This is a genomic window from Streptomyces sp. SL06, from assembly GCF_058244745.1.
The window spans coordinates 367,853-391,994 of sequence record NZ_JBSYOT010000002.1; the positions used below are offsets into that span (position 1 = coordinate 367,853).

24 protein-coding genes are annotated in these 24,142 nt (G+C 74.4%); 17 read left to right on the forward strand and 7 right to left on the reverse strand.

Going from position 1 to position 24,142, the window contains the following annotated elements; translation table 11 throughout:
• The first annotated feature begins 104 nt into the window (after positions 1 to 104).
• The 8 genes from AC4IHM_RS02100 to AC4IHM_RS02135 all read left to right on the forward strand — a co-directional run bounded on the left by AC4IHM_RS02100 (position 105) and on the right by AC4IHM_RS02135 (position 9,723).
• A complete protein-coding gene (locus AC4IHM_RS02100; RefSeq protein WP_490865366.1) occupies positions 105 to 1,010 on the forward strand; it encodes an LLM class flavin-dependent oxidoreductase in 906 nt (301 codons plus the stop codon).
• A gap of 50 nt (positions 1,011 to 1,060) precedes the next feature.
• A complete protein-coding gene (locus AC4IHM_RS02105; protein WP_490865367.1) occupies positions 1,061 to 1,498 on the forward strand; it encodes a YybH family protein in 438 nt (145 codons plus the stop codon).
• 1 nt (position 1,499) lies between these two features.
• A complete protein-coding gene (locus AC4IHM_RS02110; RefSeq protein WP_490865368.1) occupies positions 1,500 to 3,551 on the forward strand; it encodes a hydantoinase/carbamoylase family amidase in 2,052 nt (683 codons plus the stop codon).
• Positions 3,548 to 4,750 (forward strand): M20 metallopeptidase family protein, encoded by a 1,203-nt coding sequence (locus AC4IHM_RS02115; protein ID WP_490865369.1) that lies wholly within the window; start codon positions 3,548 to 3,550, stop codon positions 4,748 to 4,750. Before AC4IHM_RS02110 ends, AC4IHM_RS02115 begins: the two co-directional genes overlap by 4 nt.
• Positions 4,747 to 5,613, forward strand: coding sequence for a DUF1028 domain-containing protein (locus AC4IHM_RS02120; RefSeq protein WP_490865370.1), 867 nt, complete (start codon positions 4,747 to 4,749; stop codon positions 5,611 to 5,613). Before AC4IHM_RS02115 ends, AC4IHM_RS02120 begins: the two co-directional genes overlap by 4 nt.
• On the forward strand, positions 5,610 to 6,503 hold the full coding sequence (locus AC4IHM_RS02125; protein WP_490865371.1) for a dimethylarginine dimethylaminohydrolase family protein: 894 nt from the start codon (positions 5,610 to 5,612) through the stop codon (positions 6,501 to 6,503). Before AC4IHM_RS02120 ends, AC4IHM_RS02125 begins: the two co-directional genes overlap by 4 nt.
• 130 nt (positions 6,504 to 6,633) lie before the next feature.
• Positions 6,634 to 8,187, forward strand: a complete 1,554-nt coding sequence (locus tag AC4IHM_RS02130; protein ID WP_490865372.1) for an SDR family oxidoreductase — start codon at positions 6,634 to 6,636, stop codon at positions 8,185 to 8,187.
• A gap of 159 nt (positions 8,188 to 8,346) precedes the next feature.
• Positions 8,347 to 9,723, forward strand: a complete 1,377-nt coding sequence (locus AC4IHM_RS02135; protein WP_490865373.1) for a cryptochrome/photolyase family protein — start codon at positions 8,347 to 8,349, stop codon at positions 9,721 to 9,723.
• A gap of 15 nt (positions 9,724 to 9,738) precedes the next feature.
• On the opposite strand, the gene AC4IHM_RS02140 is transcribed toward AC4IHM_RS02135, so the two are convergent.
• A complete protein-coding gene (locus AC4IHM_RS02140) occupies positions 9,739 to 10,194 on the reverse strand; it encodes a hypothetical protein (protein ID WP_490865374.1) in 456 nt (151 codons plus the stop codon).
• Positions 10,195 to 10,387: 193 nt separating this feature from the next.
• Between AC4IHM_RS02140 and AC4IHM_RS02145 the strand changes: the two genes are divergently transcribed.
• From AC4IHM_RS02145 to AC4IHM_RS02155, 3 genes are all read left to right on the forward strand, one after another.
• Complete coding sequence (locus tag AC4IHM_RS02145) at positions 10,388 to 11,188, forward strand: thioesterase family protein (protein WP_490865375.1); 801 nt, start codon at positions 10,388 to 10,390, stop codon at positions 11,186 to 11,188.
• 131 nt (positions 11,189 to 11,319) lie between these two features.
• A complete protein-coding gene (locus AC4IHM_RS02150; protein WP_490865376.1) occupies positions 11,320 to 11,703 on the forward strand; it encodes a hypothetical protein in 384 nt (127 codons plus the stop codon).
• A gap of 120 nt (positions 11,704 to 11,823) precedes the next feature.
• Positions 11,824 to 12,171 carry a tetratricopeptide repeat protein gene (locus AC4IHM_RS02155; RefSeq protein ID WP_490865377.1) on the forward strand — a complete coding sequence of 116 codons (348 nt, stop codon included), beginning with the start codon at positions 11,824 to 11,826 and terminating at the stop codon, positions 12,169 to 12,171.
• Positions 12,172 to 12,210: 39 nt separating this feature from the next.
• On the opposite strand, the gene AC4IHM_RS02160 is transcribed toward AC4IHM_RS02155, so the two are convergent.
• A complete protein-coding gene (locus AC4IHM_RS02160) occupies positions 12,211 to 13,632 on the reverse strand; it encodes a PepSY-associated TM helix domain-containing protein (RefSeq protein ID WP_490865378.1) in 1,422 nt (473 codons plus the stop codon).
• Positions 13,633 to 13,771: 139 nt separating this feature from the next.
• On the opposite strand from AC4IHM_RS02160, the gene AC4IHM_RS02165 reads away from it, so the two are divergent.
• On the forward strand, positions 13,772 to 14,416 hold the full coding sequence (locus AC4IHM_RS02165; RefSeq protein ID WP_490865379.1) for a peptide deformylase: 645 nt from the start codon (positions 13,772 to 13,774) through the stop codon (positions 14,414 to 14,416).
• Between the two features lie 31 nt (positions 14,417 to 14,447).
• Here AC4IHM_RS02165 and AC4IHM_RS02170 read toward each other — a convergent pair whose 3' ends face one another.
• Complete coding sequence (locus AC4IHM_RS02170) at positions 14,448 to 15,884, reverse strand: dihydrolipoyl dehydrogenase family protein (RefSeq protein WP_490865380.1); 1,437 nt, start codon at positions 15,882 to 15,884, stop codon at positions 14,448 to 14,450.
• Positions 15,885 to 16,005: 121 nt separating this feature from the next.
• Between AC4IHM_RS02170 and trxA the strand changes: the two genes are divergently transcribed.
• Positions 16,006 to 16,404: a thioredoxin gene (gene trxA, locus AC4IHM_RS02175; protein ID WP_490865381.1), complete on the forward strand. Its 399-nt coding sequence runs from the start codon at positions 16,006 to 16,008 to the stop codon at positions 16,402 to 16,404.
• A gap of 45 nt (positions 16,405 to 16,449) precedes the next feature.
• On the opposite strand, the gene AC4IHM_RS02180 is transcribed toward trxA, so the two are convergent.
• Together AC4IHM_RS02180 and AC4IHM_RS02185 are read right to left on the reverse strand one after the other, a co-directional pair.
• Positions 16,450 to 17,484, reverse strand: coding sequence for a LacI family DNA-binding transcriptional regulator (locus tag AC4IHM_RS02180; protein ID WP_490865382.1), 1,035 nt, complete (start codon positions 17,482 to 17,484; stop codon positions 16,450 to 16,452).
• A 98-nt stretch (positions 17,485 to 17,582) separates the two neighbouring features.
• Positions 17,583 to 18,251, reverse strand: coding sequence for a TetR/AcrR family transcriptional regulator (locus AC4IHM_RS02185; RefSeq protein ID WP_490865383.1), 669 nt, complete (start codon positions 18,249 to 18,251; stop codon positions 17,583 to 17,585).
• Between the two features lie 132 nt (positions 18,252 to 18,383).
• On the opposite strand from AC4IHM_RS02185, the gene AC4IHM_RS02190 reads away from it, so the two are divergent.
• On the forward strand, positions 18,384 to 18,947 hold the full coding sequence (locus AC4IHM_RS02190) for an NADPH-dependent FMN reductase (protein ID WP_490865384.1): 564 nt from the start codon (positions 18,384 to 18,386) through the stop codon (positions 18,945 to 18,947).
• 58 nt (positions 18,948 to 19,005) lie between these two features.
• Here the strand turns inward: AC4IHM_RS02190 and AC4IHM_RS02195 are convergent, their stop codons facing one another.
• Positions 19,006 to 19,911: a LysR family transcriptional regulator gene (locus AC4IHM_RS02195; protein WP_490865385.1), complete on the reverse strand. Its 906-nt coding sequence runs from the start codon at positions 19,909 to 19,911 to the stop codon at positions 19,006 to 19,008.
• A 158-nt stretch (positions 19,912 to 20,069) separates the two neighbouring features.
• On the opposite strand from AC4IHM_RS02195, the gene AC4IHM_RS02200 reads away from it, so the two are divergent.
• Positions 20,070 to 20,273: a hypothetical protein gene (locus tag AC4IHM_RS02200; protein ID WP_490865386.1), complete on the forward strand. Its 204-nt coding sequence runs from the start codon at positions 20,070 to 20,072 to the stop codon at positions 20,271 to 20,273.
• A 25-nt stretch (positions 20,274 to 20,298) separates the two neighbouring features.
• On the opposite strand, the gene AC4IHM_RS02205 is transcribed toward AC4IHM_RS02200, so the two are convergent.
• Positions 20,299 to 21,279 (reverse strand): TerC family protein, encoded by a 981-nt coding sequence (locus tag AC4IHM_RS02205; protein ID WP_490865387.1) that lies wholly within the window; start codon positions 21,277 to 21,279, stop codon positions 20,299 to 20,301.
• A gap of 175 nt (positions 21,280 to 21,454) precedes the next feature.
• On the opposite strand from AC4IHM_RS02205, the gene AC4IHM_RS02210 reads away from it, so the two are divergent.
• Together AC4IHM_RS02210 and AC4IHM_RS02215 are read left to right on the forward strand one after the other, a co-directional pair.
• Entirely contained in the window at positions 21,455 to 22,669 is a 1,215-nt protein-coding gene (locus AC4IHM_RS02210) for a polysaccharide pyruvyl transferase family protein (RefSeq protein WP_490865388.1), read from the forward strand.
• Between the two features lie 15 nt (positions 22,670 to 22,684).
• Entirely contained in the window at positions 22,685 to 24,121 is a 1,437-nt protein-coding gene (locus AC4IHM_RS02215; RefSeq protein WP_490865389.1) for an FAD-dependent oxidoreductase, read from the forward strand.
• The last annotated feature ends 21 nt before the right edge of the window (positions 24,122 to 24,142 follow it).

Consider the following 24,142-nt stretch of genomic DNA (forward strand, 5'->3'; position numbering starts at 1 on the left):
TCACGCCCCGGAGCCGGACGGCCCTTGACGGATGGGCCCGACCGATGGTTATTTTGGCCAAACGGCCAATAATAAGTCCGCGGCCGGCGACGACAGGTGGTGCCATGCGACTGAGCGTGAGTTTCAGCGGATTCGGGCCGGTCACGGCCTCCTTGGACACGGCGCGGGAGGCGGCTCGGGCCGGGCTGGACGGCGTCTGGTACTGCGAGCACGTGGGCTTCCGCGACGCCCTGGTGCCCGCCGCGGTGATGCTCGACCGCTTCCCCGAGCTGGACGTTGGCGTCGTCGGCCCGGCCCCGGTGAGCAGGCATCCGGCGGTTCTCGCCATGGGCCTGGCGGGGCTGAGCGAGCTGGCCCCCGGACGCGTACGCGCCCAGCTGGGGCTGGGCGATGCCCGCCTGGTCGGCCGGATCGGCGGGACCGGCGGCTCGCTCGGCCAGGTGCGCGAGTACGTCGAGGCCACCCGCAAGTCCCTGGCCGGCGAAGCGCTCACCGGCACCTGGGCCGGTCACACCTTCGACGGCTACCAGACCATGGCCCGAGCGGATCCGCCGCGGCTGGACCTGATGGCCATCCGGCCGAAGATGCTGGAGCTCGCGGCGCGCATCGCCGACGGGGTCTCGCTGTCGACCGGGGCGTCCACCGAGTACCTCGCCGAGGCCGTCCGGCGCATCGAGCGGGTGCTCGCCGAGAACGACCGGCCGCGGGAGAGCTTCCGGGTCACCGCACAGTCCTTCGGCGCCGTCGCCGACACCGTCGCGGCGGCCGAGGACCGGCTGCGACCGACCCTCGGCATCTTCTCCCCCGAGGTGCTGCGCATCCTCGCCCCCGGCTGCTCCCCCGCCGGCGACGTCGGCCGGATGGCGATCGCCACCACACCGGAGCGGCTGGCCGAGCGCATCGACGAGTACCGCGGGGCCGGGGTCGACGAGATCGCCCTCGACCTGTCGGCAGCACCCGACGAACTGCCCGACGCCCTGGCCGCCTTCGCCGCCGCCCGAGACCACTGACCCCGCACCCGCCGACCACGACCACCACCACCCGGCAAGGAGAGGCCCCCATGACCGACGACCTCGCAAAGATCACCGCTCTGCACGAAGGGTGGGTGCGCGCCAACAGCGACGCCGACCACGCGTGGCTGAGCGAGAACGTCCACCCCGACCTGGTGATGTGGAACACCGTCGGTTCGAACTTCTTCGGCCGCGACAGCCTCGTCGAGCTGTGGAAGACCCTGCGGCAGATCGTGCTCGCGTCCGGGAACGGCCCCGGTGCCTCCGAGGCATGGGACGAGAGCTACCTCGTCGAGGGCGACCTCGCGGTGGTGCACTGCATGAGCCGGCTGAAGGTGAACTTCGGCGCCGCCGAGGGAGCCGAGGCCGGGGGCAACCTGGACCAGGTCTTCCGCTGTACCGAGGTGTACCGGCGGGAGAACGGACGCTGGCTCATGGTGCACTACCACGGCTCGCCGCACACGCCCGGACTGCTCGGGGGTTCGTGACATGACCGCCGAGTGGATCGAGTTCCGCGCGGGCCGGGTGCGCGGCGGACAGCGACCGGCCGCCCCCGGCACCGCGCCGGACGGCGACACGGAGACGGTGCTGCTCCTGCACGGCGTCAACGGCGCCGCCGAGGAGTGGCGACCGCTCGCCGAGGCCCTGCCGTCACGGCTGCGGGTCGTCGCCGTCGACCTGCCCGGTCACGGCGGCACACCGCTGGACGCGGGCGCGGCGGACGACGCGGTCGGCGCCGCCCCCGGTTTCGGCCTCGACGGATGCGTCACGGCGGTCGTGGCGGCGTTGCGCGAGGCCGCTCCGGCGCACCTGGTCGGCTCGTCGTTCGGCGGCGGCGTCGCCCTCGCCGTCGCCGCGCGGCACCCGGAGCTGGTCCGCACGGTCACCACCATCGGCACCGGCCCCGGCGGGGAAGGGGCGCTGCTGGACCTGATCGTTCCCGCCCTTCGCGAGCAGGGACCCGCCGCCTTCTTCGCCTCGGCCATCCCGGCGTACTCCTACCCGCCCGGCACCGACCCCGCGATCGTCGAACGGGCCGTCGAGCGGGCCGGTGCCCGCAGCCCGGCGGAGGCGCTCGCGGTACTGGAGGCCGGTTTCCGCACCGACCTCACCGCGCCGGCCGCCGCGGTGACCGTGCCGCGGCTGATCCTCGGCGGGGCCGACGACCTCACCGCGGGGCCCGACCGGGTGCGGGCGCTGGCCGACGCGGCGCTCGCCGCGGCGTACGTCGTGCCCGGCTTCGCGCATCTGCCGCACGTGGACCAGGCAGGGCGGGTCGCCGCACTGCTGACCGCGTTCTGGGCCGCGCCGGTCGACCCGGGGCGCGTCACCGCCGACCTGGACGCCCTGCACGCGCTCAGCCACGACGGCAAAGGCGTCCAGCGCGTCGCCTGGACGCCGGTGTGGCGCACCGCGCGCGAGCTGCTGCGCGAGCGCGCCGCCGAGATCCCCGGCGTGCGGTTCCACCAGGACGCGGCGGGCAACAACCACGCCACCCTGCCCGGCAGCGGCCCCGGCGTCCTGGTGCTGGGCAGCCACCTCGACTCGGTGCCCGACGGCGGCAATCTCGACGGCGGATACGGCGTGGTGGCGGCGCTCGAAGTGCTGCGCGCGCTCGCCTGCCGCCCGTCCCCGCCCGCGCTGAGCGTGCGGGTGACGGACTGGGCCGACGAAGAGGGGGCGCGGTTCGGGCGGAGCCTGTTCGGCTCGGCCGCGGTGACCGGCGCCCTGGACGTGGCGGCTCTGCGTACCCTGCGCGACCACGGGGGGGAGACCGCCGCCGACGTGCTCGCCTCGTACGGCGTTGACCTGGACGGTCTCGACGCGGCGCGCGAGACCCTGACGGATGTCGTGGCCTATCTGGAGCTGCACATCGAACAGGGCCCGGTGCTGGACAACTCCGGCCAGGTGCTGGCCGCCGTGACCGGTTCGCTCGGGGTGGAACGGCACCGGGTCACCCTGCACGGCACCGCGTCGCACGCCGGGTCTCCCATGCCGGCGCGGCACGACCCGGTCGCCGCGGCGGCGGCCTTCCTGGTGCGGGCGCGGCAGATCGCCGAAGCGTGCCAGGGGCGGGTCACCTGCGGCATCCTCGAAGCCCGTCCGGCCACCCCCACCGCCGTGCCCGAGACGGTGACGCTCGGCCTCGACGTACGCCACGACGACCCACGGCAGTTGGTCGCGCTGTGGGAGGAACTGCGCGCGGAGCTGGCCGCGCGGTGCCTGGCCGAGGGCGTTCGGGCGGAGGTCGAACCGCTGTGGCGCACCGCACCGGTGCGCTTCGACACCGGCCTCGTCGACCAGGCCGCCGCCGTGGTGCGCGCCGCCACCGGAAGCGAGCGGCGGCTGGTGAGCGGACCGCTCCACGACGCCTGCGAGATGTCACGGGCGGGCGTCCCCACCGCCATGCTGTTCGTGCCGAGCATCGGTGGCATCAGCCACGCGCCCGGGGAAGCCACCGCGGTGGCCGATCTGCACACCGGAGTCCGCGCGCTCGCCGCCCTGACGGTGTCCGTACTGGCGAAAGCCGCACCCCGATGACCGGGAACCGCGCCCCCGAGCGCCACTCGGCCCGCCAGGACGCCGAAGCCCTCGCCGGCCGCCTGGTGGAATGGCGCCGCGCCCTCCACCGCCGGCCGGAGACGGGGCTGCGGCTTCCGCTGACCCGGGCACGCGTGCTGGAGGCGCTGTCCGGCCTGGACCTGGCGGTGACCCGCGGCGCCGGGCACAGCTCCGTGACAGCGCGCCTGGCGGGCGGGCGCCCCGGGCCGACGGTGCTCCTGCGGGCCGACATGGACGCACTGGCGATCACCGAACCGCCGGACGAGCCCTTCGCCTCCGAGATCCCCGGCGCGATGCACGCCTGCGGGCACGACGCCCACACCGCCATGCTGCTGGGCGCCGCACATCTCCTCGCCGAGCGGCGGGAGGAGATCGCGGGAACCGTCGTCCTCGCCTTCCAGGCGGGCGAGGAGGGCCACGGCGGTGCCCTCCGGATGATCGAGGAGGGCGCGCTCGACGGGGTGGACGAGGCCTACGCCGTCCATGTCGCCCCGCCGCTGCCCGCCGGGACGCTCGCGAGCCGCGCCGGGGCGCTCATGGCGTCCAGCTCGCCGTTCGAGATCACCCTGTCCGGCGCCGGGGGGCACGGCGCCGACTCCGCACCGGGCGGGGTGCTGGACGCCGCCGCCCGGCTCGCCGTCGCCCTGGGCGAGCGGGCCGCCGCCCTGAGCGCCGGCGCCGAACCGGCGTACGCGAGCCTCGGCACGCTGCGCGTCGGCGAGGCCGCGAACGTGCGGCCGGCCGCCGCCTCGCTGTCGGGGACCCTGCGCGCCTTCAGCGCCGAAGGCGGAACGCGGGCCAGGGCCGCGATCGGCGACACCGTGGCACGGTCGGTCGCGGGCACCGGCGTAGGCGTCGAACTGACCTGGCCGGGGCCGGACGCACCGGTCATGACCAACGCCGAAACCGCCAACCGCCGGGTGCGCGCGGCCGGAGCGGCCGTCGTGGGCGAGCGGGCGGTGCTGGAACTGACCGCGCCCATCGCGGCCTCCGAGGACTTCGCCCTGGTCGCCGAGCGGGTGCCCGCCGCCGTCGTGTTCGTCGGGGCGGGCGGCAGCGGTCAGGTCCACTCGCCGACGCTGCGGATCGACGAGGCCTGCCTCCCGGTCGGTGCGGCTCTCTACACCGAGATCGCCCTGCGGGCCGGCCCGGCGGACACCGAGGAGGAGCGCCCATGACGTACTCGATCGTCGCGCGCGACGAGCGGACCGGAGAGTTCGGCGTCGCCGTGGCCTCGCACGCCTTCGCGGCCGGGCGCGCGGTGGCCTTCGCCGTGCCCGGAGTGGGCGCGGTCGCCACCCAGGGCGCACCGGTGCCCGGTCACGCCGAACGGCTGCTGGCGGCCCTGGCCGGGGGACGTACGGCCTCCGAGGCACTCGCCGCACTCGTCGAGGACGACGGCGGGGGCGTGCTGCGCCAGACCGCGCTCGTCGCGGCATCCGGGCCCCCCGCGGCGCACACCGGTGGACTGTGCGTCCGCTTCGCCGGGCACGTCACCGACGACGCCATGAGCTGCCAGGGGAACCTGCTGACCGCCGACCGCACCTGGGAGCGGATGGCCGAGGCATACCACCGGGGCACGGACGGCAGCTGGGAGGACCGGCTGCTCGCCGCGCTGGAGGCGGGCCTGGCCGCCGGTGGCGACCTGCGCGGACAGCAGTCCGCCGCCCTGCTGGTCGCCGGGCCGCTGCCGGATGCGCGGCCACGCCTCGACCTGCGCGTCGACGACCATCCCGCCCCCCTCGGCGAGCTGCGCCGGCTGCTGGACCTCGACCGCGCGGACCGGGATCTGCGCGAGGCGATCGCCGTCGTCACCGGGGCGCCCGGCGACCCGCACGACGTGCTGCGGCTGCTCGATCGGGCCCAGCGGACGTTCGGCCCGGGGAACCGGGAGCCCGACTTCTGGGCGGGCTTCGTCGCCGAGGGCCTCGGCGAGGGCACCGGCCGGTATCCGGCGGACCCGCCGTGGCAGGAATTCCGGCGACGGCTGAGGGGGCCGACCCCGCGCCCCGGGCACGACACACAACAGGAGCAGACATGACGCAGATCGCCAACCCCAGCGACATCGCCCCACTGCGGGAGGTGATCGTCGGGCCCTACAAGCCCTTCACCTGGTGGGACCTCGTCTGGGGATCGGTACGGTACCCGGACCCGGCCAGTCTCCGGTATGTGCGCAACAACACCGTCAAGGTGCCCGACCACGAAGTGGCCCGGCGCCAGCACGCCCGGTTCGTCGAGGTGCTCTCGGACGCGGGCGCCCGCGTGCGCACCCTCGACGACCTCGACGACGTGTCGATCCAGCTCTACCCGCGCGATCTCGCCTTCGCCGTCGACGACACCCTGTTCCTGGCCCGCTCCCGCGACCCGATCCGCCGCAAGGAGCAGCGGGCGCTGGAGAGGTACCTGCCCGAGATCTCCAAAGTGGAGCGTCTGGACGCGGGACGCATCGAGGGCGGCGACGTGATCGTCACCGACGACGAGGTGCTGGTCGGCCTCAGCGAGGCGACGGACCTCACCGGGATCACCGCGCTGCGGGAGGCCTTCGGACGTGCGGGGATCACCCGCCGGATCGTTCCGGTCGAGTTCTCGGGGCGGGGCGTGGTGCACCTCGACACCAAGTTCACCCTGGTGGGCCCGAAGCTCGGTTACGTGCACTCGGCGTCGCTGACCCCGTACTCCCGGAGCCTGCTGGCGGACCGCTTCGAACTCATCGAGGCGAACGACGAGGAGGCCCGCTCGCTGATGGTCAACACCGTCGCCCTGGCACCCGACCGGGTGATCATCGACGAGCGGGCCCACCGGCTCGCCGCCGCGCTGCGTGCGCACGGCGTCGAGCCGGTGGCACTGGACTTCTCGGAGGTCACCAAGTTCCCCGGCGGCTTCCGCTGCGCCACGTTGCCGCTGCGCCGTGGCGACGGGGGGAGGGACTGACCCGTACGCCGGTTCGCCGTCGCCGGGCGATCGGCGTACGGAAGGGTCAACCTGGGCCCGGGGGCATCCGCCGCGGCCCGCTCCGGGGAAGCGATCACCGTGACGACCGCCCCGCGAGAGACGGAGCCCCATGAACGACGGACGCGAGCGTGTGAGCGACGACGGTGGCGCAGCGGGACCGCGCTGCCTGGTCACCGGTGCCACGGGATACATCGGCGGGCGCCTCGTGCCGGAGCTGCTCGCCGCGGGACACCGGGTGCGCTGCCTGGCCCGCACCCCGCAGAAACTCCGCGACCACCCCTGGGCCGGGGAGGTCGAGGTGGTGCGGGGGGATGTCACGGATCCCGACTCGGTGGCGGGGGCGCTGGAGGGCGTCGAGGTCGCCTACTACCTGGTGCACGCGCTGGGCAGCGGTGACGGTTTCGAGGAGACGGACCGGCGGGCGGCGCGCACCTTCGCCGACCGGGCCCGTGCCGCCGGGGTGCGGCGCCTCGTCTACCTGGGCGGTCTGACACCGGCCGGTGTCCCGGAACGGGACCTGTCGCCGCATCTGCGCTCCCGTGCCGAGGTCGGCCGCATCCTGCTGGCCTCGGGTGTGCCCACGACCGTGCTGCGCGCGGCGGTCGTCATCGGTTCGGGGTCGGCGTCCTTCGAGATGCTGCGCCACCTCACCGAACGGCTGCCGGTGATGGTCGCGCCCAGCTGGGTCGGCACCCGCGTCCAGCCGGTCGCCGTCCGGGACGTGCTGCGCGCGCTCGTCGGCAGTGCGGGCATGCCGGAGGAGGTCTCCCGGACCTTCGACATCGGCGGCCCGGAGGTCCTCACCTACCGGGACATGATGGTCCGGTACGCCGAGGTCGCCGAGCTGCCGCGGCGGCTGATCCTGCCGGTGCCGATTTTGACGCCGGGACTGTCCAGCCACTGGGTCGGCCTGGTCACGCCGGTCCCCGCGTCCATCGCGCGACCACTCACCGAGTCGCTGCGGCACGAGGTGGTGTGCCGCGAGAACGACATCCTGCGCTACGTGCCCGCGCCGCCCGGATATCCGCTCGGGTTCGACGACGCGGTGCGGCTGGCGCTGCGGCGCGTGCGCGAGGCACAGGTCAGCACCCGCTGGTCGTCCGCGTCCCCGCCGGGGGCGCCCAGCGATCCGCTGCCCACCGACCCCGACTGGAGCGGCGGCAGCCTCTACACCGACCGCCGCGCGCTGACCGTCGACGCCCCTCGCGACGCGCTGTGGCGGGTCATCGAGGGGATCGGCGGCGACAACGGCTGGTACTCATTCCCGCTGGCCTGGGCGGTCCGGGGCTGGCTCGACCGGCTGGTCGGCGGGGTGGGCCTGCGCCGCGGCCGCCGGGACGCCGCCCGGCTGCGGGCCGGGGACTCGCTCGACTTCTGGCGGGTGGAGGAGATCGTCCCCGGCCGGCTGCTGCGGCTGCGCGCCGAGCTGCGGCTGCCGGGTCTTGCCTGGCTGGAGATGTACGCCGAGACGGACGACGCCGGCCGGACGCGGTACCGGCAGCGGGCGCTGTTCCATCCCCACGGGCTGGCGGGCCACGCCTACTGGTGGAGCGTGTGGCCCTTCCACGCCGTGGTGTTCGGCGGCATGGCCCGCAACATCGCCCGAGCCGCCGCCCGCGACCCGCGCCCGACCGCCCCCGTCCAGGGCCCGGCCACGTCCTGAGCCGACACCGCGCGGCGCCCGTTCCCGTCGCCGTGCGCACGCCGCCCGCGTCCCCGGTCCCGACTCGCCGGGCGTACCCCGCTTCCCCGTACCGCGCCGCGCGTTGCACACCGCGGGCACGCTTCCGCGGCCCGGATCCACGCCTTCCCCAGGAGCGTCATGAACACGTCGGTCGTACTGTTCACCCGCGATCTGCGTCTGCACGACCACCCGCCGCTGCGCGCCGCCCTCGACGGCTCGCGGTCCGTCGTGCCGCTGTTCGTCCGCGACCGCGCCGTGGACGCCGCCGGCTTTGCCGTGCCCAACCGGCTCGCCTTCCTCGCCGACTGTCTGCGGGACCTGGACGCGGGGCTGCGGGAGCGGGGCGGGCGGCTGGTGGTCCGCCGCGGCGACCTGGTGGAGGAGGTGTGCGCCGTCGTCGGCGAGGCGGAGGCCGGCGAGGTGCACATGGCGGCCGATGTCAGCGCGTACGCGCACCGGCGCGAGGAACTCCTGCGGGCCGCCCTGGGGGCGCGGGGCTGCCGGCTGCACGTCCACGACGCCGTGACCACGGTGCTGGCCCCGGGGTCCGTCACCCCGGCGGGCTCCGACCACTTCGCCGTGTTCACGCCGTACTACCGGCGCTGGTGCGAGCGGCCCGTCCGCGGCGTCCTGGCCGCGCCCCGCCGGGTCCGCGTCCCGGACGGAGTGGGCTCAGGCCCGCTGCCCTCCCGCCGGGACCTGGCGGGCCTATCCCCGGCGCTGGCGGCCGGCGGTGAGACGGAGGCCAGGAAGCGCCTGACGGCCTGGGTTCGCGGCGGCCTCACCGGCTACGCGGACCACCACGACGACCTGGCCGGCGACGCCACCTCCCGGCTCTCCCCCCACCTGCACTTCGGTGCCCTCTCCCCCGTGGAACTGGTCCACCGCGCACGCCGCGGGGGCGGGCCGGGCGCCGAGGCCTTCGTACGGCAGTTGGCGTGGCGGGACTTCCACCACCAGGTCCTGGCCGCACGGCCGGAGGCCTCCGCGCTCGACTACCGCACCCGGCACGACCACTGGCGCACCGGAGCCGGGGCCGAGGAGGACGTCTCCGCGTGGAAGGAGGGGCGCACGGGCTGTCCGATCGTCGACGCGGCGATGCGCCAGTTGCGGCACGAGGGCTGGATGCACAACCGGGGCCGCCTGCTGAGCGCGAGCTTCCTCACCAAGACGCTCTACGTGGACTGGCGCGTGGGCGCCCGGCACTTCCTTGACCTGCTCGTGGACGGCGACATCGCCAACAACCAGCTCAACTGGCAGTGGGCGGCGGGCACCGGCACCGACACCCGCCCCCACCGTGTCCTCAACCCCACGGCCCAGGCACGGCGGTTCGACCCCGACGGGGCGTACGTGCGGCGCTGGGTGCCCGAACTGGCCGGCGTCGAGGGGCGGGCCGTGCACGAACCGTGGCGGCTGCCCGGCCCGGAGCGCGCGGCCCACGACGCCTACCCCGATCCGATCGTCGACCTCGCCGAGGGCCTGGACCGCTTCCGCCGGGCTCGCGGACGCGGCTGAAGCACGGGCCGGCGGTCAGGTGGAGGGGGCGTCCGGCGGGCGGGTGCCGGGGCTGTCGGGGCGGGAGGTGTGGTCCGGGTGGTCCGGGGTCCTGCGGACCTCCTTCAGCTCCGCCTCGTACAAGTGGTCGCGGCCCTCGGCGAGGCGGTCCACCGCCGCGCGCTCCAGATCGCGGAACGGCCGGTAGTACGTCCGGTCGTACGCCTCGACGATCTGGAAGGTCCAGTGTCCGGGGATGACGTTGCGCCCCACGATCTCGGTGCGCACCCGCTCCGCCCAGTCCGGGTGGCCGGCCGCGCGCAGCAGTTCGACCGCACGGTCCAGTTCGAAGTCCGCCGTGCCGGTGAGCTGGTGGAAGGCGAACAGGTGCCCGCGGGCACGCTCGGTCGTCTCCAGCGCCTTGGACAGGGACCCGAGGGCCTCCACCGTCTCGTCGCTGACGCCCTCGGGGCGCCGGTGCGCGTCTGCCATGGCGTGTGGGCCTCCTTGCGCCGTGCCGGGCCGGTGCTCCCGCGTCGGCCGGCCACCCACCAGCCTGGGCCCGGTCAGGGGGCCGCACCACTCGGGCGCGGCCCCCGTCGGACGCCGAACTATCCTGGTCCGCGGCCCGGGACCCACCGTCCGGGGCGCGCTCGTCACCCGCCGTCGTTCCAGGAGCAGCCCGTTGAACAGCAGTACAGCCACCCCGGACAGCTACTACGAGCACATCGACGAGCACCGCTACAAGCCCACCGCGCACGCCGGTGGTGCGTGGAGCGCGGACGAGCAGCACTTCAGTCCGCTCGGGGGCCTGATCGTCCACGCCGTCGACCGCCACCTGGCGGGACGGGCCGGTGCGGACATGTCGCTGAGCCGGATCGGCTTCGACATCCTCGGCCGCCCGGCGCTGGACGAGTGCGAGATACGGGTGGAGACCGTCCGGCCGGGGCGCACCATCGAACTCGTCGAGGCAACCGTGCTCATCGCTGGGCGGTCCGTGGCGCGGGCCAGGGCCTGGCTGCTCGCCGACGTGGACACGAGCGCCGTCGCCGGTGGCGCGGCGGAGCGGCTCACCGCGCCGGAGACGCTCGCGCCCTGGGACATGTCCTCCCAGTGGCCCGGCGGATACATCGCCTCCCTGGACGTACGCCCGCTCGGGCCGCCCCGCCCCGGGCGCGCCACCGCCTGGGTCTCCACCGGCCTCGACCTGGTCGCCGGGGAGGCCGCGAGCCCGCTGGCGTCCTATGTCGCGCTGGTCGACACGGCCAACGGCATCGCGGTGCGGCAGTCGCCGGCGCAGTGGATGTTCCCCAACGTCGACCTGACCCTGCATCTGCACCGCGCGCCGCGCGGACGCTGGACCGGCCTGGACACCACCGTCGTCTTCGGGCCCACCGGCCAGGGCATCACCAGCACGGTGCTGCACGACGTGGACGGCCCGGTGGGACACGCGCAACAGATGCTCACCGTCCGCCCGCAGCCGTGAGCCGACGCCTGCCCCGGCGGGCGTCGGCACGAAGGACACGCCATCGGGCACAGAGTCTGAATGTTCGCGTTTTACCCGTTTTCGCCCGGTAACCCGTGCGGAGGACATCCACATGCGACGAGGTGAGAATCATGCTGTTGCTGGGTCTTCTGCTCATGGCGGGCGCCGCCGCCTTCGCGGGCCTGCTCATCGCCTACAACCTGTCCGGTGGCCCGGACTACACGGTGACCCTGCTGGGGAGCGACCCGTTCACCGTCAGCACGCTCGGGGCGTTTCTCGGCGGTATCGCCCTGACCCTGATCTTCGGTCTCGGGGTCTGGATGCTGATGGCCGGGACGGTGCTGGCGCGGCACCGCGGCAAGAAGCACCGCAGGGAGCGGGAGACCGCCCGGCGGGCCTCCGCGGAGCGGGACGAGCTGGCCGGCCGTCTGGAGGGCGGCAGCACCAGCGACGACGCGGGAGACCGCCGCCCGGCCGCCCACCGGCCGCACCGGCTCCGCCTGCACGGTCACTGACCCGGCGGGTCGGCACCCGTTCCCCCTCGGCGGGGAGCGCGCGACACCCCGATGGCGGAACGTCCGATGGTGGAATGTTCAACCATTCGGGGTGGTTGCCGTACCCGAAGGAGGTCACAGGTGGACACGACGTACTACGACCACGGAACGCCCGCGGAGCGCTGGGAGCGCGCGCGGACGTTCTTCGACGCCAAGGACTACGCCGGCGCGGCACGCGTCCTGGTCGGCCTGGTCGGGGAGGTTCCCGAGCAGACCGGACCCCGTCTGCTGCTGGCGCGCGCCTACTACCACTCGGCCCAGCTGCGGCGGGCGGAGGCCGAACTGCGGACCGTCGTCGAGCGCGATCCCGTCGAGCGGTACGCCCGGCTGATGCTGGGCCGCACCCTCGAACGGCAGGGGCGGCAGGAGGAGGCCGACACGCAGCTGCGGATCGCCTCCGCCCTGGCGGGCGACTTCGCCGGTGTCTGAACGACGCCGGGCGACGCGACGGCAACGGCGGCCGGCCCGTCACCGCCGTGCCGTCGCACCGCCCGGGTGGGTCCGCCGGCCCCGCCGGTGGGCGATCTCGCCGAGGACCACGTCGACCGCGACGAACGCGGCCAGCGGGATGCCCAGCAGCGGCACGAACCAGCCCAGCACCGCGACGCCGGCCAGCAGCGGGACCAGGAGCAGCGGCGGCACGTGCTGCCAGGCACCGCGCGGGATCGGGCGGCCGAAGGCGGAACCCCGGCCGCGCCGCCACCACATGCGGTAGCCCCAGACGATCAGCAGGACCAGGGAGGCGGCCAGCAGCATCAGGGCGATCTGGTTGGCCAGGCCGAACAGGATGCCGGTGTGCAGGTCGATGCCCCAGCGGCTGAGCTTGGCGAGCACCGGGTAGTCGGCGAAGCGCAGGACATCGGTCACCTCGCCCGTCGCCGGGTCCACGGCGACCGAGTCCTGCTTCTCGGGCCAACTGCGCTGTACCTGCCTGACGATGTGGGCCGAGGACGCGTCGGCGGGCGGGACGATCTCCACCGGGTCCCCCAGGCCCTCGGCGCGCGCGGCGGCCAGCACCTTGTCGAGGCCGACCCCCTGCCCGGCGTCCCCGCCGGTGCCCGCCGCCGCGCCGTGCTCCGCGTGCTCGCCGCCCCCGGTGACCGACGCGGACACGGACGGGGTGGTCTGGCCGAGCGAGACGCGCAGGTCCTCGATGTTCGCGCCGGCGTAGGTCGACCAGGTCAGGCCGGTCGCCGACAGGAAGACGAACCCGGCCGCGGCCCAGGCGCCCACCGTGCCGTGCAGGCCGAGGGTGCGGCGCCGTCCCGCGGTGCCGCGCACCTTGCGCCGGGCCCGGCTGCGGGAGAACCACAGCACCAGGCCGCCGCCCGCGATCACCCACAGCCAGCTCGCGGCGAACTCGCTGTACAGGCGCCCGGGATCGCCCAGGTGCAGATCGCGGTGGAACTCGTCGATCCAGGTACGCAGCGGCAACGCGCCGGTGGAGCCGTACTGTTCGAGGGCGCCGCGCACCTTCGCGGTGTACGGGTCGACGAAGACCGCGAGCGTGTGGCCGGGGTCGACGCCCTCGACGCCGGACAGCAGCACCCTGGTGGTGGCGTCGGCCTCGGGCGAGGGGCGTACGGCGGAGACCGTGCCCTCGGGGTGGGCCCGCCGGGCGGCGGCGACCTGCTCGGAGATCGGCAGCTTGCGCTCGCCGGCGTCGGGGACGGTCAGCTCGTGGGCGTAGACCATCCTCTCGGCCTGGAACGAGGCGGCGTAGAGGAAGCCCGTGACCGCCGCGACCAGTAGGAAGGGGGCCACGAAGAGTCCGGCGTAGAAGTGCAGGCGCAGCACCAGGGGGCGCAGGGCGGACCAGCCGCGAGACGGGCGCGGCGGGGTGGCCGGCCCCGGGGCCTCGTCCGTGGGGGTCGGGGAGGTGGTGGTCATCGGTGGCGCTCCGGAGACGTGGTGGGGACGGGACGGTCCCCAGTGGTCGGGGCGGAGCCGCGCCGAGTTCCCGTGCCGCCCCGTGGCGTGCGTCACAGGGACGGCCTCCGTGATCGGCGCGCCGTGACATGCTGGCCCGATGGGAACCCCGAGTGATCACGCCCCTCTCGCCGAGCGGGTCGAGGAACTGCTCGCCGCCGGCGGCCCGTTGCCGATCGTGGCGGCCGGTGATCCGGTGCTGCGGCGCGCGGCCGAGCCCTTCGAGGGACAGTTGGCGCCCGCGCTGCTGGCGCGGTTCGTCGAGGCGTTGCGCCGCACCATGCACGCGGCGCCGGGGGTCGGCCTGGCCGCGCCGCAGGTCGGGGTGGGGCTCAGGATCGCGGTCGTCGAGGACCCGGCGCCGGTGCCGGACGCGGTGCGGGTGGCGCGCGGGCGGGTGCCGCAGCCGTTCCGGGTGCTGGTCAATCCGTCGTACGAGCCGGTCGGCGCCGCGCGCGCCGCGTTCTACGAGGGCTGTCTGAGCGTGCCGGGCTGGCAGGCGGTGGTGGCGCGGCACGCCGAGGTGCGGCTGCTGGCGCGGGACGAGCACGGGCGGCTGGTGGACGAGGTGTTCACCGGCTGGCCGGCCCGGATCGTGCAGCACGAGACGGACCACCTCGACGGCACGCTGTACCTGGACCGGGCCGAGTTGCGCTCCCTGGCGTCGAACGGGGCGATGGCGGACCTCTGGTCCCAGGCCACGCCGGAGCGGGCGGCGTCGGCGCTGGGCTTCGAGCTGCCCTGACCCGGCCCCGCGGGGCCGCGGAACCGGGCCGTCAGCTGTCCCGGTACGTCTCCAGCAGCCGCAGCCACACCTCGCTGATCGTCGGGTACGACGGGACCGCGTGCCACAGGCGGGCGATCGGCACCTGGCCCGCAACGGCGACGGTCGCGGAGTGGATCATCTCGCCGACGCCGGGTCCGACGAAGGTGACACCGCGGACGATCTCGTCCTCCACGTCGACGACCATGCGGGCCCGGCCCTTGTAGCCGTCGCCGTACAGACTGGCGCCGGCCACCGTGGCCAGGTCGACGTCGACGGCGCGGACGCGGTGGCCGGCCTGCTCGGCCTCGGCCAGGGTCAGGCCGACGGAGGCCGCCTCGGGGTCGGTGAAGATCACCTGGGGGACGGCCTCGTGGTCGGCGGTCGCGGCGTGCGCGCCCCACGGGTCGGACTCCAGGATCGGCACCCCGGAGGCGCGGGCGGCGATGGCGGCCCCCGCGACGCGCGCCTGGTACTTGCCCTGGTGGGTGAGCAGGACGCGGTGGTTGACGTCGCCGACCGCGTAGAGCCAGTCGTGGCCGTCCACCCGGAGGCTGTCGTCGACGGAGAGCCAGGAGCCCGGCTCCAGGCCGACGGTCTCCAGGCCGATGTCGCCGGTGCGGGGCACGCGGCCGGTGGCGAAGAGGATCTCGTCGGCCTCGATCCGGTCGCCGGTGTCGGTGACGGCGACGACGGCAGGGCCCTCGCGGGTGACGGACTCGACGGAGGTGTTGGTGCGGAGGTCCACGCCGGCCTCGGTGAGCGCCTCGGCGACAAGTTCTCCGGCGAACGGCTCCATGCGGGTGAGCAGACCGCCCTCGCCGCGCACCAGGAGGGTGACCCGGGAGCCGAGGGCCTGCCAGGCGGTGGCCATCTCGACGGCGACGACTCCGCCGCCGACCACGATCAGCCGGCCGGGCACGCTCTTGGCGCTCGTGGCCTCGCGGCTGGTCCAGGGGCGCGCCTCGGCGAGCCCGGGGAGGGCGGGCAGGGCGGCGCCGCTGCCGGTGCAGACGGCGACGGCGTGCCGGGCGGTCAGTACCCTGCGGGTGCCGTCGGGCGCGGCCACCTCCACGGTGCGCCGCCCGGCGAGCCGGCCCTGTCCGCGGTACAGGTCGGCCCCGATGCCCTCCACCCACCGGACCTGGCCGTCGTCCTTCCAGTGGGAGGTGAACTCGTCGCGGCGGGCGAGGACGGGCGCCGCGTCCAGGGGGTCCCGCACCGACCGGTCGAGCCCCGGCAGCCGGCGGGCGTCCGCGCGGGCGAGGACCGGGCGCAGCAGGGCCTTGCTGGGCATGCAGGCCCAGTAGGAGCATTCGCCGCCGACCAGTTCGCTCTCCACGATCGCGGTGGACAGCCCGGCCGCGCGGGTGCGGTCGGCGACGTTCTCGCCCACGGGGCCCGCGCCGATCACGACGACGTTGTACGCGATGGAATCCGATTGCGTCATGGGGTCAGTCTGCTCGGTGGTGTGCGACGTGGCCACATGGGTACGTGCGCGGAATACCCACCAGGTCGGCGGTGTTGTGCCGACCGCTTCTCCCCCGCAACCAGGAAGAGGGAATCACCTCATGACCAGCACCGTGGAACTCACCAAGGAGAACTTCGACCAGACGGTCACGGAGAACGAGTTCGTCCTGATCGACTTCTGGGCGTCGTGGTGCGGTCCCTGCCGTCAGTTCGCGCCGGTCTACGAGAAGGCGGCCGAGACCAACCCCGATCTGGTGTTCGGCAAGGTGGACACCGAGGCGCAGCCGGAGCTGGCGCAGGCCTTCGGCATCCAGTCGATTCCGACGCTGATGATCGTCCGGGACCAGGTGGCCGTGTTCGCGCAGCCGGGGGCGCTGCCGGAGGAGGCGCTGACGGACGTGATCGGACAGGCCCGGAAGCTGGACATGGACGAGGTCCGCAAGTCGGTCGCCGAGCAGCAGGCGCAGGCCGAGGGCCAGGCGGGACAGGACGGCCAGTAGGGCGCCTTCGCCTCCCTCGGCCCGCGCCACGGAGTCGGCCGCCGGTCAGCTCGATTCCCGGTGCACCACGCTCGCGCCCAGCACCTTGTGGCGTTCGGGCGGGGCGCCGGGGTCGTGGACCGCGCGGTCGACGAGCGCGGCCAGGTCGCGGCCGGAGGGCAGCTCCAGGTGGACGGTGCTCAGCCGCGGCCGCAGCAGGCGGCCCAGCATCAGGTCGTCGGCGCCGATCACGGCGGCGTCGCCGGGAATGGCGAGGCCCTCGTCCTGGAGGGCCCGGGTCAGCAGCATCGCGTACTCGTCGTTGTACGTGAACACCGCGTCGAGACCGAGGGAGCCCCAGCGGGCGGCGAGCCGGGCGGCGGCGTGCTCCTCGTAGGCGAGGGGCAGCTCGGTGACGGTGGCGCCGGTGCCGTGCAGCGCGCGGCGGGCGCCGGCCAGGCGTGGCGCCGAGAAGACCGCCAGGCCCGCTTCCTCGGGTACGACGACACCGATCCGGCGGCGTCCGCGGTCGTAGAGGTGGCGGACCGCGCTGCCGCCGACGCCCTCCTGGTCCGTGAGCAGGGCGTGTGCTCCCTCGACGGCTTCGGGGCCGAGGGTGACCACCGCTCGGGCGCCGGAGCGCTTGAGGACCTCCACGCCCCGCGGGCCCAGGTCCGCCCCGGGTGCGAGAACGGCGACCGGGCGCAGCTCGGCCCAGGCGCGGGCGGCCTCGTCGCCGTACAGGCCGACGCTGCCGTACTGCACGACGGTGTAGTCGAGGTGGCCGAGGGCCCACTGGAGTTCGCTGAGGAACCGGCTGTAGAGCGGCCCGGCGGGGAAGGACGGCGCGGGGGTCAGGACCATGCGGCTGTGTCCGGCGCGCAGGGAGCGGGCGGCGGCGTGCGGGACGTATCCCAGTTCCGTGGCCGCCTCGTGGACGCGGCGGCGGGTGGGTTCGCTGATCCGGACGGCACTGGTGTTGTTGAGGACGTAGGAGACGGTCGCGCGCGAGACGCCGGCCAGGCGGGCCACATCGGCGCTCGTGGGGACGGAGCGCGGTGCGAGGGACTCGGGGGCGGGCGGTTTCGGTATCTGCACCATGACGTACGGCATCCTGGCAGAAGCCCGGAACAGGGTCACGGGCGGGGGAACGTCGTCGGATCGGGACCGAACCCGCCCTGCCCGTAAGGGGGTTGGGCTCAGCGGGGCGGTTCGGTGCGGGTCACCCGCGCGACCAGGTCGAACCAGCCCGCACGCAGCCGCTCCGGGGGCACCCCGCACTGCTCGGTGAGGTGGTGGATCAGGGCGGCGTCGAGGTACGCCAGCAGCGTGTGGGAGAGCAGCTCGCTGTCCGCGTCCGGCACGGCCTGCCGCAGCAGCAGGGCCACGTGGCCGCGCAGGAAGCGGCGCGGTGCCAGGGTGTGGCGGCGTTCCGCGCTCGGCTCCGCGGCCAGTTGCAGGTCGAGTTCGTCGATGGAGCGGCGCAGCATCGCGCAGCCGAAGGCCCCCAGCCGCTCGACGGGCGGCGCGCCGGGGCCCAGGGGCGGCGGGCCGCTCAGCAGCGCGGCCTGGAACTTGCGCTCGGAGTGGTCGAGGAGTGCCGCGAGCAGTCCCGTGCGGTCGCCGAAGCGGCGGAAGACCGTCCCCTTGCCCACCTGTGCGGCAGCGGCCACGGCCTCCATGGTGACGCCGGCCGCGCCGTGCTCGGCGACCAGCCGTCCGGCGGCCTCCAGCAGCCGGGCGCGGTTGCGCGCGGCGTCGGCGCGCAGGCAGGGCGCGTCGGCCTCGGTGCTCGTGCCCAGTTGCAGCAACTCGGGCGGACCGGCGGCCTCCTGCGGCGCGGGGAGGGGTGGCACGGCGGCGGACATGAAGCCAGCGTAAAGCATCGGGACGAAAACTGGACCGCGGTCCGTTTGAGATGTTAGAAATTAAACGGACTTCGGTCCGGATTATTGCGGCGATGTTTCAGCGCCGTCCCTGACTCAGCAGTGGGAGTACTCATGTCTGTCCGCATCCTTGCCTTCGTCGGCAGCCTTCGCGCCGGTTCGCACAACCGCCAGCTCGCCGAGGCGGCCGTCCGGCTCGCCCCGGAGGGCGCCGAGGTGCAGCTGTTCGAGGGGCTCGCCGAGATCCCCTTCTACAACGAGGACATCGACGTCGAGGGCACCGTCCCGGCCGCCGCCACGAAGCTGCGCGAGGCCGCCCAGGCCGCCGATGCCTTCCTGCTCTTCTCGCCGGAGTACAACGGCACCATCCCGGCCGTGCTGAAGAACGCCATCGACTGGCTGTCCCGCCCCTACGGCGCGAGCGGCTTCGCCGGCAAGCCCGTGGCCGTGGTCGGCACCGCCTTCGGCCAGTACGGCGGCGTGTGGGCGCAGGACGAGGCCCGCAAGGCCGTGGGCATAGCCGGCGGCAAGGTGATCGAGGACCTCAAGCTGTCCATCCCCGGTTCGGTGACCCGCTTCGCCGAGACCCACCCGGCCGACGACGCCGAGGTCGCCGCCCAGCTGACCGAGGTCATCGCCCGGCTGCACGGCCACGCCGACGGCACCGTCGCCGCCTGACCCGAACCCTCGACGCGCACGGGACCGGAGCCGGCCACGGCTCCGGTCCCCACGTATTTCAGGCCACCGCCCCGGCGGCCAGCACGCGCAGTTCCTCCAGCGCGGCCGCGACCGCCGGACGCCGGTGGCCGCCGCTTCGGGTACAGGTCAGCAGCTTGCGATGCGGCCGGTCGGCACAGCGCACCCGGACGATCGGCAGCGTGGGGGTCAGCCGCGCGAGCCGGGGTATCAGCGCGACGCCGAGCCCGTGCGCGACCAGGTGGGCGGTGACATTCCAGTCCAGCGCGTGATGGACCACGTCGGGGGTGAACCCGGCGGCACCGCACGCCGACATCACGTGCGGCCGGCAGTGACTCTGCGGCACCGGGGCGATCCAGGCCTCGTGCGCCGCCTCCGCCAGGTCGGCCGCCGCCCGCCCGGCGAGCGGGTGGCCCTCGGGGACGACCAGGTCGAACGGGTCGTCCAAAAGGGGCCGCTGGTCGAAGCGCGCGTCGGCCGAGGGCGGGTTGAACGGCGTCGACTCCACCACCGCCAGATCGCTCTCCCCCTCGAAGAGCAGGTCGAAGCCCTCCGCCCCCTCGACCTCCCGGATCCGCACCGACAGCCGCGGATGCCGCTCTCGCAGCCGCGCGGCCATCGGCGCCAGCAGCACGGACACGGCCACCGGGAACCCCGTCACCCGCAGCGGCCCGGCGGGCACCCCCTCCCCCGCCCGCAGATCGAGTTCGGCCTCGTCCCAGCGGGCCTCGATGGCGTCGGCGTGCGCGAGCAGGCTCTGCGCGGCCGGGGTGAGCCGGACCCCGCGGCCCTGCGGCTCCAGCAGGTCGACGCCGAGGTCCCGGGCGAGCTGCCGGATCTGCTGGGAGGCGGCGGAGGGCGTGAAGTGCAGGGCACGGGCCGCCGCGGTGACCGTGCCGTAGTGGGCGACGGCCCGCAGCACATGCAGCCTGCGCAGATCAATCATGAAGCCAACGCTTCACGGTACGGTCCGCAAAGTCAACCTGGACGTGAACGGATCCCCGGCCGCACGCTGTCTGTGGCGCGCGGGTCGATCACCACTGCCGGCACCGCTCGCCACGCACCAGCCCTGCCGGCGCAAGCACTCACGCACGAGGAGCCGCCATGCCCAGCTCGACCGGCACCGTCTGCCCGCACTGCGGATGGCCCGACGGTGCCGAGCCCTTCCGGACGGTGTCCGCGCACCCCACCGCGGCGGGCGGCACGCTGTGGACCCGGTGCGCCTGCGGCTCGCTCCAGGCCCGGGTCGTCGACGGCCGCGGCACCCGCGTCGTCTCGCGCGGCAGGCCCTCCCCGGCGGGCCGCTGATCCGCCGGGGTGCCGTGGAGCGGGGTCACTCCCGGGGGCGCTCGGGCTCCCGGGTCCTCGCCGCCCACAGGCTCGTCGCCGTGGTGACCGCGAGGACGAGCACGATGAAGCCGAGCGAGAAGGCGATGCCGATCTCCGGGACCTGGACGCCGGACTCGTGCAGGGCGTGCAGCACCAGCTTGACCCCGATGAAGCCCAGGACGACCGACAGGCCGTAGGAGAGGTGGACCAGCCTCCTGAGCAGGCCGCCGATGAGGAAGTACAGCTGGCGCAGCCCCATCAGGGCGAAGGCGTTGGCCGTGAACACGATGTACGGGTCCTGCGTCAGGCCGTAGATGGCGGGGATGGAGTCCAGGGCGAAGAGCACGTCGGTGGTGCCGATGGCGAGCATCACGACCAGCATCGGGGTCATGACCCGTCTGCCGTTCTCCTCGATCCACAGCCTGGTGCCGTGGTACCGGTCGGCGACCCCGAAGCGGCGCTCGGCGGCCTTGAGGAGCTTGTTCTCCTCGAAGTCCTCGTCCTCTCCGCCGCGGCCGTCGGCCGCGTTCTTGCGGGCGTCCTGGACGAGCTTCCAGGCGGTCCAGATCAGGAACGCGCCGAAGAGGTAGAAGACCCAGGAGAAGGCGGAGATCATCGCCGCGCCGGCCGCGATGAACCCGGCGCGCAGCACCAGTGCCACGAGGACGCCCACCATCAGCACCCGCTGCTGGTACTGCGAGGGCACCGCGAACTTCGCCATGATCAGGACGAAGACGAAGAGATTGTCCACGCTCAGCGACTTCTCGGTGACGTACCCGGCGAAGAACTCGCCGCCGGGTCCGCCGCCGCCCAGGACGAGCAGGCCCACACCGAACAGACCGGCCAGGACCACCCAGACGGCCGTCCAGATCCCGGCCTCCCGGATCGACACGTCGTGCGGTCTGCGGCCGACGAAGAAGTCGGCGGCGATCAGGACGCACAGGCCCGCGACGGTCAGCAGCCACACGCTGAGGGAGACGTTCACCGGGCTCCTCGTACGGTCGGGGGGAGTACGGTCGGGCGCTCGGGCGGGGCGGGGACCGTGTGCGGGTTCTCGGCCAGGGTGTTTCCGCGCGGCGGCGCAGGCAACCCGGCAGCGTGCCCGGCCCGCGCACCGTGGCGGGGTGGCCGGCCCGACTCCGACGTGACGGGAGCCCCGGATGACCACTGCCCCCACGCATCCGCACCCCGCCCGGCCGGGCCCGCGCATCGGCGTGCTCGGTTCGTACGGCGGCTTCAACATCGGTGACGAGGCGATCCTGACCTGTGTCCTCGGCTGTCTGCGCGCCCGGCGGCCGGACGCGCACCTCGTCGTCCTGAGCCGCAACCCGGAGCACACCCGCGCCCACCACCGCGACGCCGACGAAGTGGTCCCCTGGGAGGGCATCAGCCGCAACCGCGCCCTGGACGTGCTGCCCGGCCTGGACCTGCTGGTGCTCGGCGGCGGCGGCATCCTCTACGACGGCGAGGCCCGGCGCTATCTGCGGCTGGTGCGCGCCGCCCAGGTCCGGGGCGTGCCGACCTTCGCCTATGCCGTGGGAGCCGGGCCGCTGACGGACCCCGAGGACCGGGAGGCCATACGCACGGTGCTGACCGACATGGCGGACGTGGTGGTGCGGGACGAGGAGTCCCGGCTGGTCCTCGAGGAGGTCGGCCTGGAGCGCGAGGTCACCGTCACCGCCGACCCGGCCCTGCTGCTGGAGCCCGAACCGTTCACCGAGGCCATGATGCGCGACGAGGGGATCCCGTCCGGCGTCCGGCTGGTGGGGATGTCGGTGCGGGAACCGGGCCGGGCCGCCGAGAAGCTCGACGAGGGCGACTACCACGCGCTGCTGGCCGATGTCGCGGACTTCCTCGTGCGGCGGCTGAACGCGCACGTGGTCTTCCTGCCGATGGAGCGGCACGACGTACGGCACGCGCACGCCGTCCTCTCGCACATGACGGCGCCGGACCAGGGCCGGATCCTGCACGGCGACTACAGCCCGGGGCAGGTGCTCGGCTTCATGCGCCATCTGGAGGTGGCCGTCGGCATGCGGCTGCACTTCGTGATCTTCGCGGCACTGACCGGCGTACCGGTGCTGCCGCTGCCCTACTCCGGCAAGGTCTTCGACTTCGCGCGCCGGCTGGGCGCCCCGGCCCTGGTGGGCGTGGCGCGGGAGCAGGCCGGGCTGCTGCTGGCGGAGGTGGACCGGCTGTGGGACGAGTACCCCCAGCTCCGCGACGACCTGCGGTCCCGGATCGCGGAGCTGTCCGCGGCGGCCCGGCAGACCTGCGTGCGCTGCGGCTCGCTGCTCGACGACATCGGCGCCGGCCCCGGCACCCGGGCGGCGGAGCGGACCCCGCGGGCCACCGGGCCGCGTGCGTCGCACACCTGACCCCCGAGGAGCGCGATGCCGGTACTGGAAGAGCCCTCCGAGCCCCGCACGGTCACCCTGCCCCCGCGGTCCGCCCGGCACGGGGGCCGCTGCGACGTGCTGGTGGTGGGCGGGGGCCCCGCCGGGTTCGCCGCCGCGGTCGGCGCGGCCGACGCAGGCGCCGACGTGGTCCTGGTCGAGCGGTACGGGTTCCTCGGCGGCAACGCGACCGCGGCGCTGGTGATGCCGCTGATGTCGTTCCACAACGAGCACAAGCAGGCCGCGTTCACCGAGGCCGGGGACACCTCGCGGCTGCTGCCCACCGACCACGGCGAGGGCGAGCCGGTGGTAGCGGGCGTGCTGTGGCAACTGCTCGACCGGCTCATGGGGCGCGGCGGCTGTCTGCGGCCCTCCCCGAAGACCGGGTACACGGTCCCCTTCGACCCCGAGCTGTTCAAGCTCTGCCTGCTCGAGATGATGGACGAGTCGGGGGTGCGGATGCTGTTCCACTCCTTCGCCTCCGGCGCGCTGCCCCTCGACGACGGCTCGGGCTGGCGGGTGGTGTTCGAGACGAAGTCGGGGCCGGTGGTGATCGACGCCGGGGTGGTCGTGGACGGCACCGGGGACGGCGACGTGGCGAGCGCCTGCGGGGCGCCGTACGAGGTCGGCCGGCCCGAGGACGGGCTGGTGCAGCCCATGACGCTGATGTTCCGGGTCGCGGACTTCGCGCGGCCGGACTTCGCCGACTACGTGCGCGCGCACCCCGACCAGTGGCGTGGCGTGCACGGCCTGTGGGACCTGGTCGAGGAGGCCAGGGCCGCCGGTGAACTGCGGCTGCCGCGCGAGGACATCCTCTTCTTCGCGACCCCGCACCCGCGCGAGGTGGCGATCAACAGCACCCGGGTGAACCGGGTGCTCGGCACCAGCGTGTGGGACCTCACCCGCGCCGAGCACACGGCCCGGCACCAGCTCGCCGAGATCGACCGCTTCCTGCGCACCCGCGTCCCCGGTTTCGAGGAGTCGTACGTGGTGCAGAGCGGCACGCACATCGGTGTGCGGGAGAGCCGGCGGGTCCTGGGCGACTACCAGCTGACCGGCCACGACATCCTGGCGGCGCGCGCCTTCCCCGACGTGATCGCGCACGGCGCCTATCCGGTGGACATCCACAATCCGCGCGGCTCCGGCACCGTCCTCAAGAGGGTGCCGCGCGGCGGCTTCTACGACATCCCGCTGCGCTGTCTGGTGCCCCGGGGGACGCAGCGGCTGCTGGTGGCCGGGCGCTGCATCTCGGGGACGCACGTGGCGCACTCCTCGTACCGGGTCATGCCCATCGCCATGGCCACCGGTCACGCGGCCGGGGTGTGCGCGGCGCTGACCGTGCGGCACGGGCGCGGGCCGCGCGGTCTGCCGTACCGGATGGTCCAGCACGAGTTGCTGCGGCAGGGTGCCCGGCTGCGGACCGAGGAGAACTGAGGCGCGCGCCGGGTCGTCGGG

Bases quoted from the DNA above. Each gene is read 5' to 3' on its own strand.
- AC4IHM_RS02100 (WP_490865366.1), top strand. From the start codon at position 105: ATGCGACTGAGCGTGAGTTTCAGCGGATTCGGGCCGGTCACGGCCTCC.
- AC4IHM_RS02105 (WP_490865367.1), top strand. From the start codon at position 1,061: ATGACCGACGACCTCGCAAAGATCACCGCTCTGCACGAAGGGTGGGTG.
- AC4IHM_RS02110 (WP_490865368.1), top strand. From the start codon at position 1,500: ATGACCGCCGAGTGGATCGAGTTCCGCGCGGGCCGGGTGCGCGGCGGA.
- AC4IHM_RS02115 (WP_490865369.1), top strand. From the start codon at position 3,548: ATGACCGGGAACCGCGCCCCCGAGCGCCACTCGGCCCGCCAGGACGCC.
- AC4IHM_RS02120 (WP_490865370.1), top strand. From the start codon at position 4,747: ATGACGTACTCGATCGTCGCGCGCGACGAGCGGACCGGAGAGTTCGGC.
- AC4IHM_RS02125 (WP_490865371.1), top strand. From the start codon at position 5,610: ATGACGCAGATCGCCAACCCCAGCGACATCGCCCCACTGCGGGAGGTG.
- AC4IHM_RS02130 (WP_490865372.1), top strand. From the start codon at position 6,634: ATGAACGACGGACGCGAGCGTGTGAGCGACGACGGTGGCGCAGCGGGA.
- AC4IHM_RS02135 (WP_490865373.1), top strand. From the start codon at position 8,347: ATGAACACGTCGGTCGTACTGTTCACCCGCGATCTGCGTCTGCACGAC.
- AC4IHM_RS02140 (WP_490865374.1), bottom strand. From the start codon at position 10,194: ATGGCAGACGCGCACCGGCGCCCCGAGGGCGTCAGCGACGAGACGGTG.
- AC4IHM_RS02150 (WP_490865376.1), top strand. From the start codon at position 11,320: ATGCTGTTGCTGGGTCTTCTGCTCATGGCGGGCGCCGCCGCCTTCGCG.
- AC4IHM_RS02160 (WP_490865378.1), bottom strand. From the start codon at position 13,632: ATGACCACCACCTCCCCGACCCCCACGGACGAGGCCCCGGGGCCGGCC.
- AC4IHM_RS02165 (WP_490865379.1), top strand. From the start codon at position 13,772: ATGGGAACCCCGAGTGATCACGCCCCTCTCGCCGAGCGGGTCGAGGAA.
- AC4IHM_RS02170 (WP_490865380.1), bottom strand. From the start codon at position 15,884: ATGACGCAATCGGATTCCATCGCGTACAACGTCGTCGTGATCGGCGCG.
- trxA (WP_490865381.1), top strand. From the start codon at position 16,006: ATGACCAGCACCGTGGAACTCACCAAGGAGAACTTCGACCAGACGGTC.
- AC4IHM_RS02180 (WP_490865382.1), bottom strand. From the start codon at position 17,484: ATGGTGCAGATACCGAAACCGCCCGCCCCCGAGTCCCTCGCACCGCGC.
- AC4IHM_RS02185 (WP_490865383.1), bottom strand. From the start codon at position 18,251: ATGTCCGCCGCCGTGCCACCCCTCCCCGCGCCGCAGGAGGCCGCCGGT.
- AC4IHM_RS02190 (WP_490865384.1), top strand. From the start codon at position 18,384: ATGTCTGTCCGCATCCTTGCCTTCGTCGGCAGCCTTCGCGCCGGTTCG.
- AC4IHM_RS02195 (WP_490865385.1), bottom strand. From the start codon at position 19,911: ATGATTGATCTGCGCAGGCTGCATGTGCTGCGGGCCGTCGCCCACTAC.
- AC4IHM_RS02200 (WP_490865386.1), top strand. From the start codon at position 20,070: ATGCCCAGCTCGACCGGCACCGTCTGCCCGCACTGCGGATGGCCCGAC.
- AC4IHM_RS02210 (WP_490865388.1), top strand. From the start codon at position 21,455: ATGACCACTGCCCCCACGCATCCGCACCCCGCCCGGCCGGGCCCGCGC.
- AC4IHM_RS02215 (WP_490865389.1), top strand. From the start codon at position 22,685: ATGCCGGTACTGGAAGAGCCCTCCGAGCCCCGCACGGTCACCCTGCCC.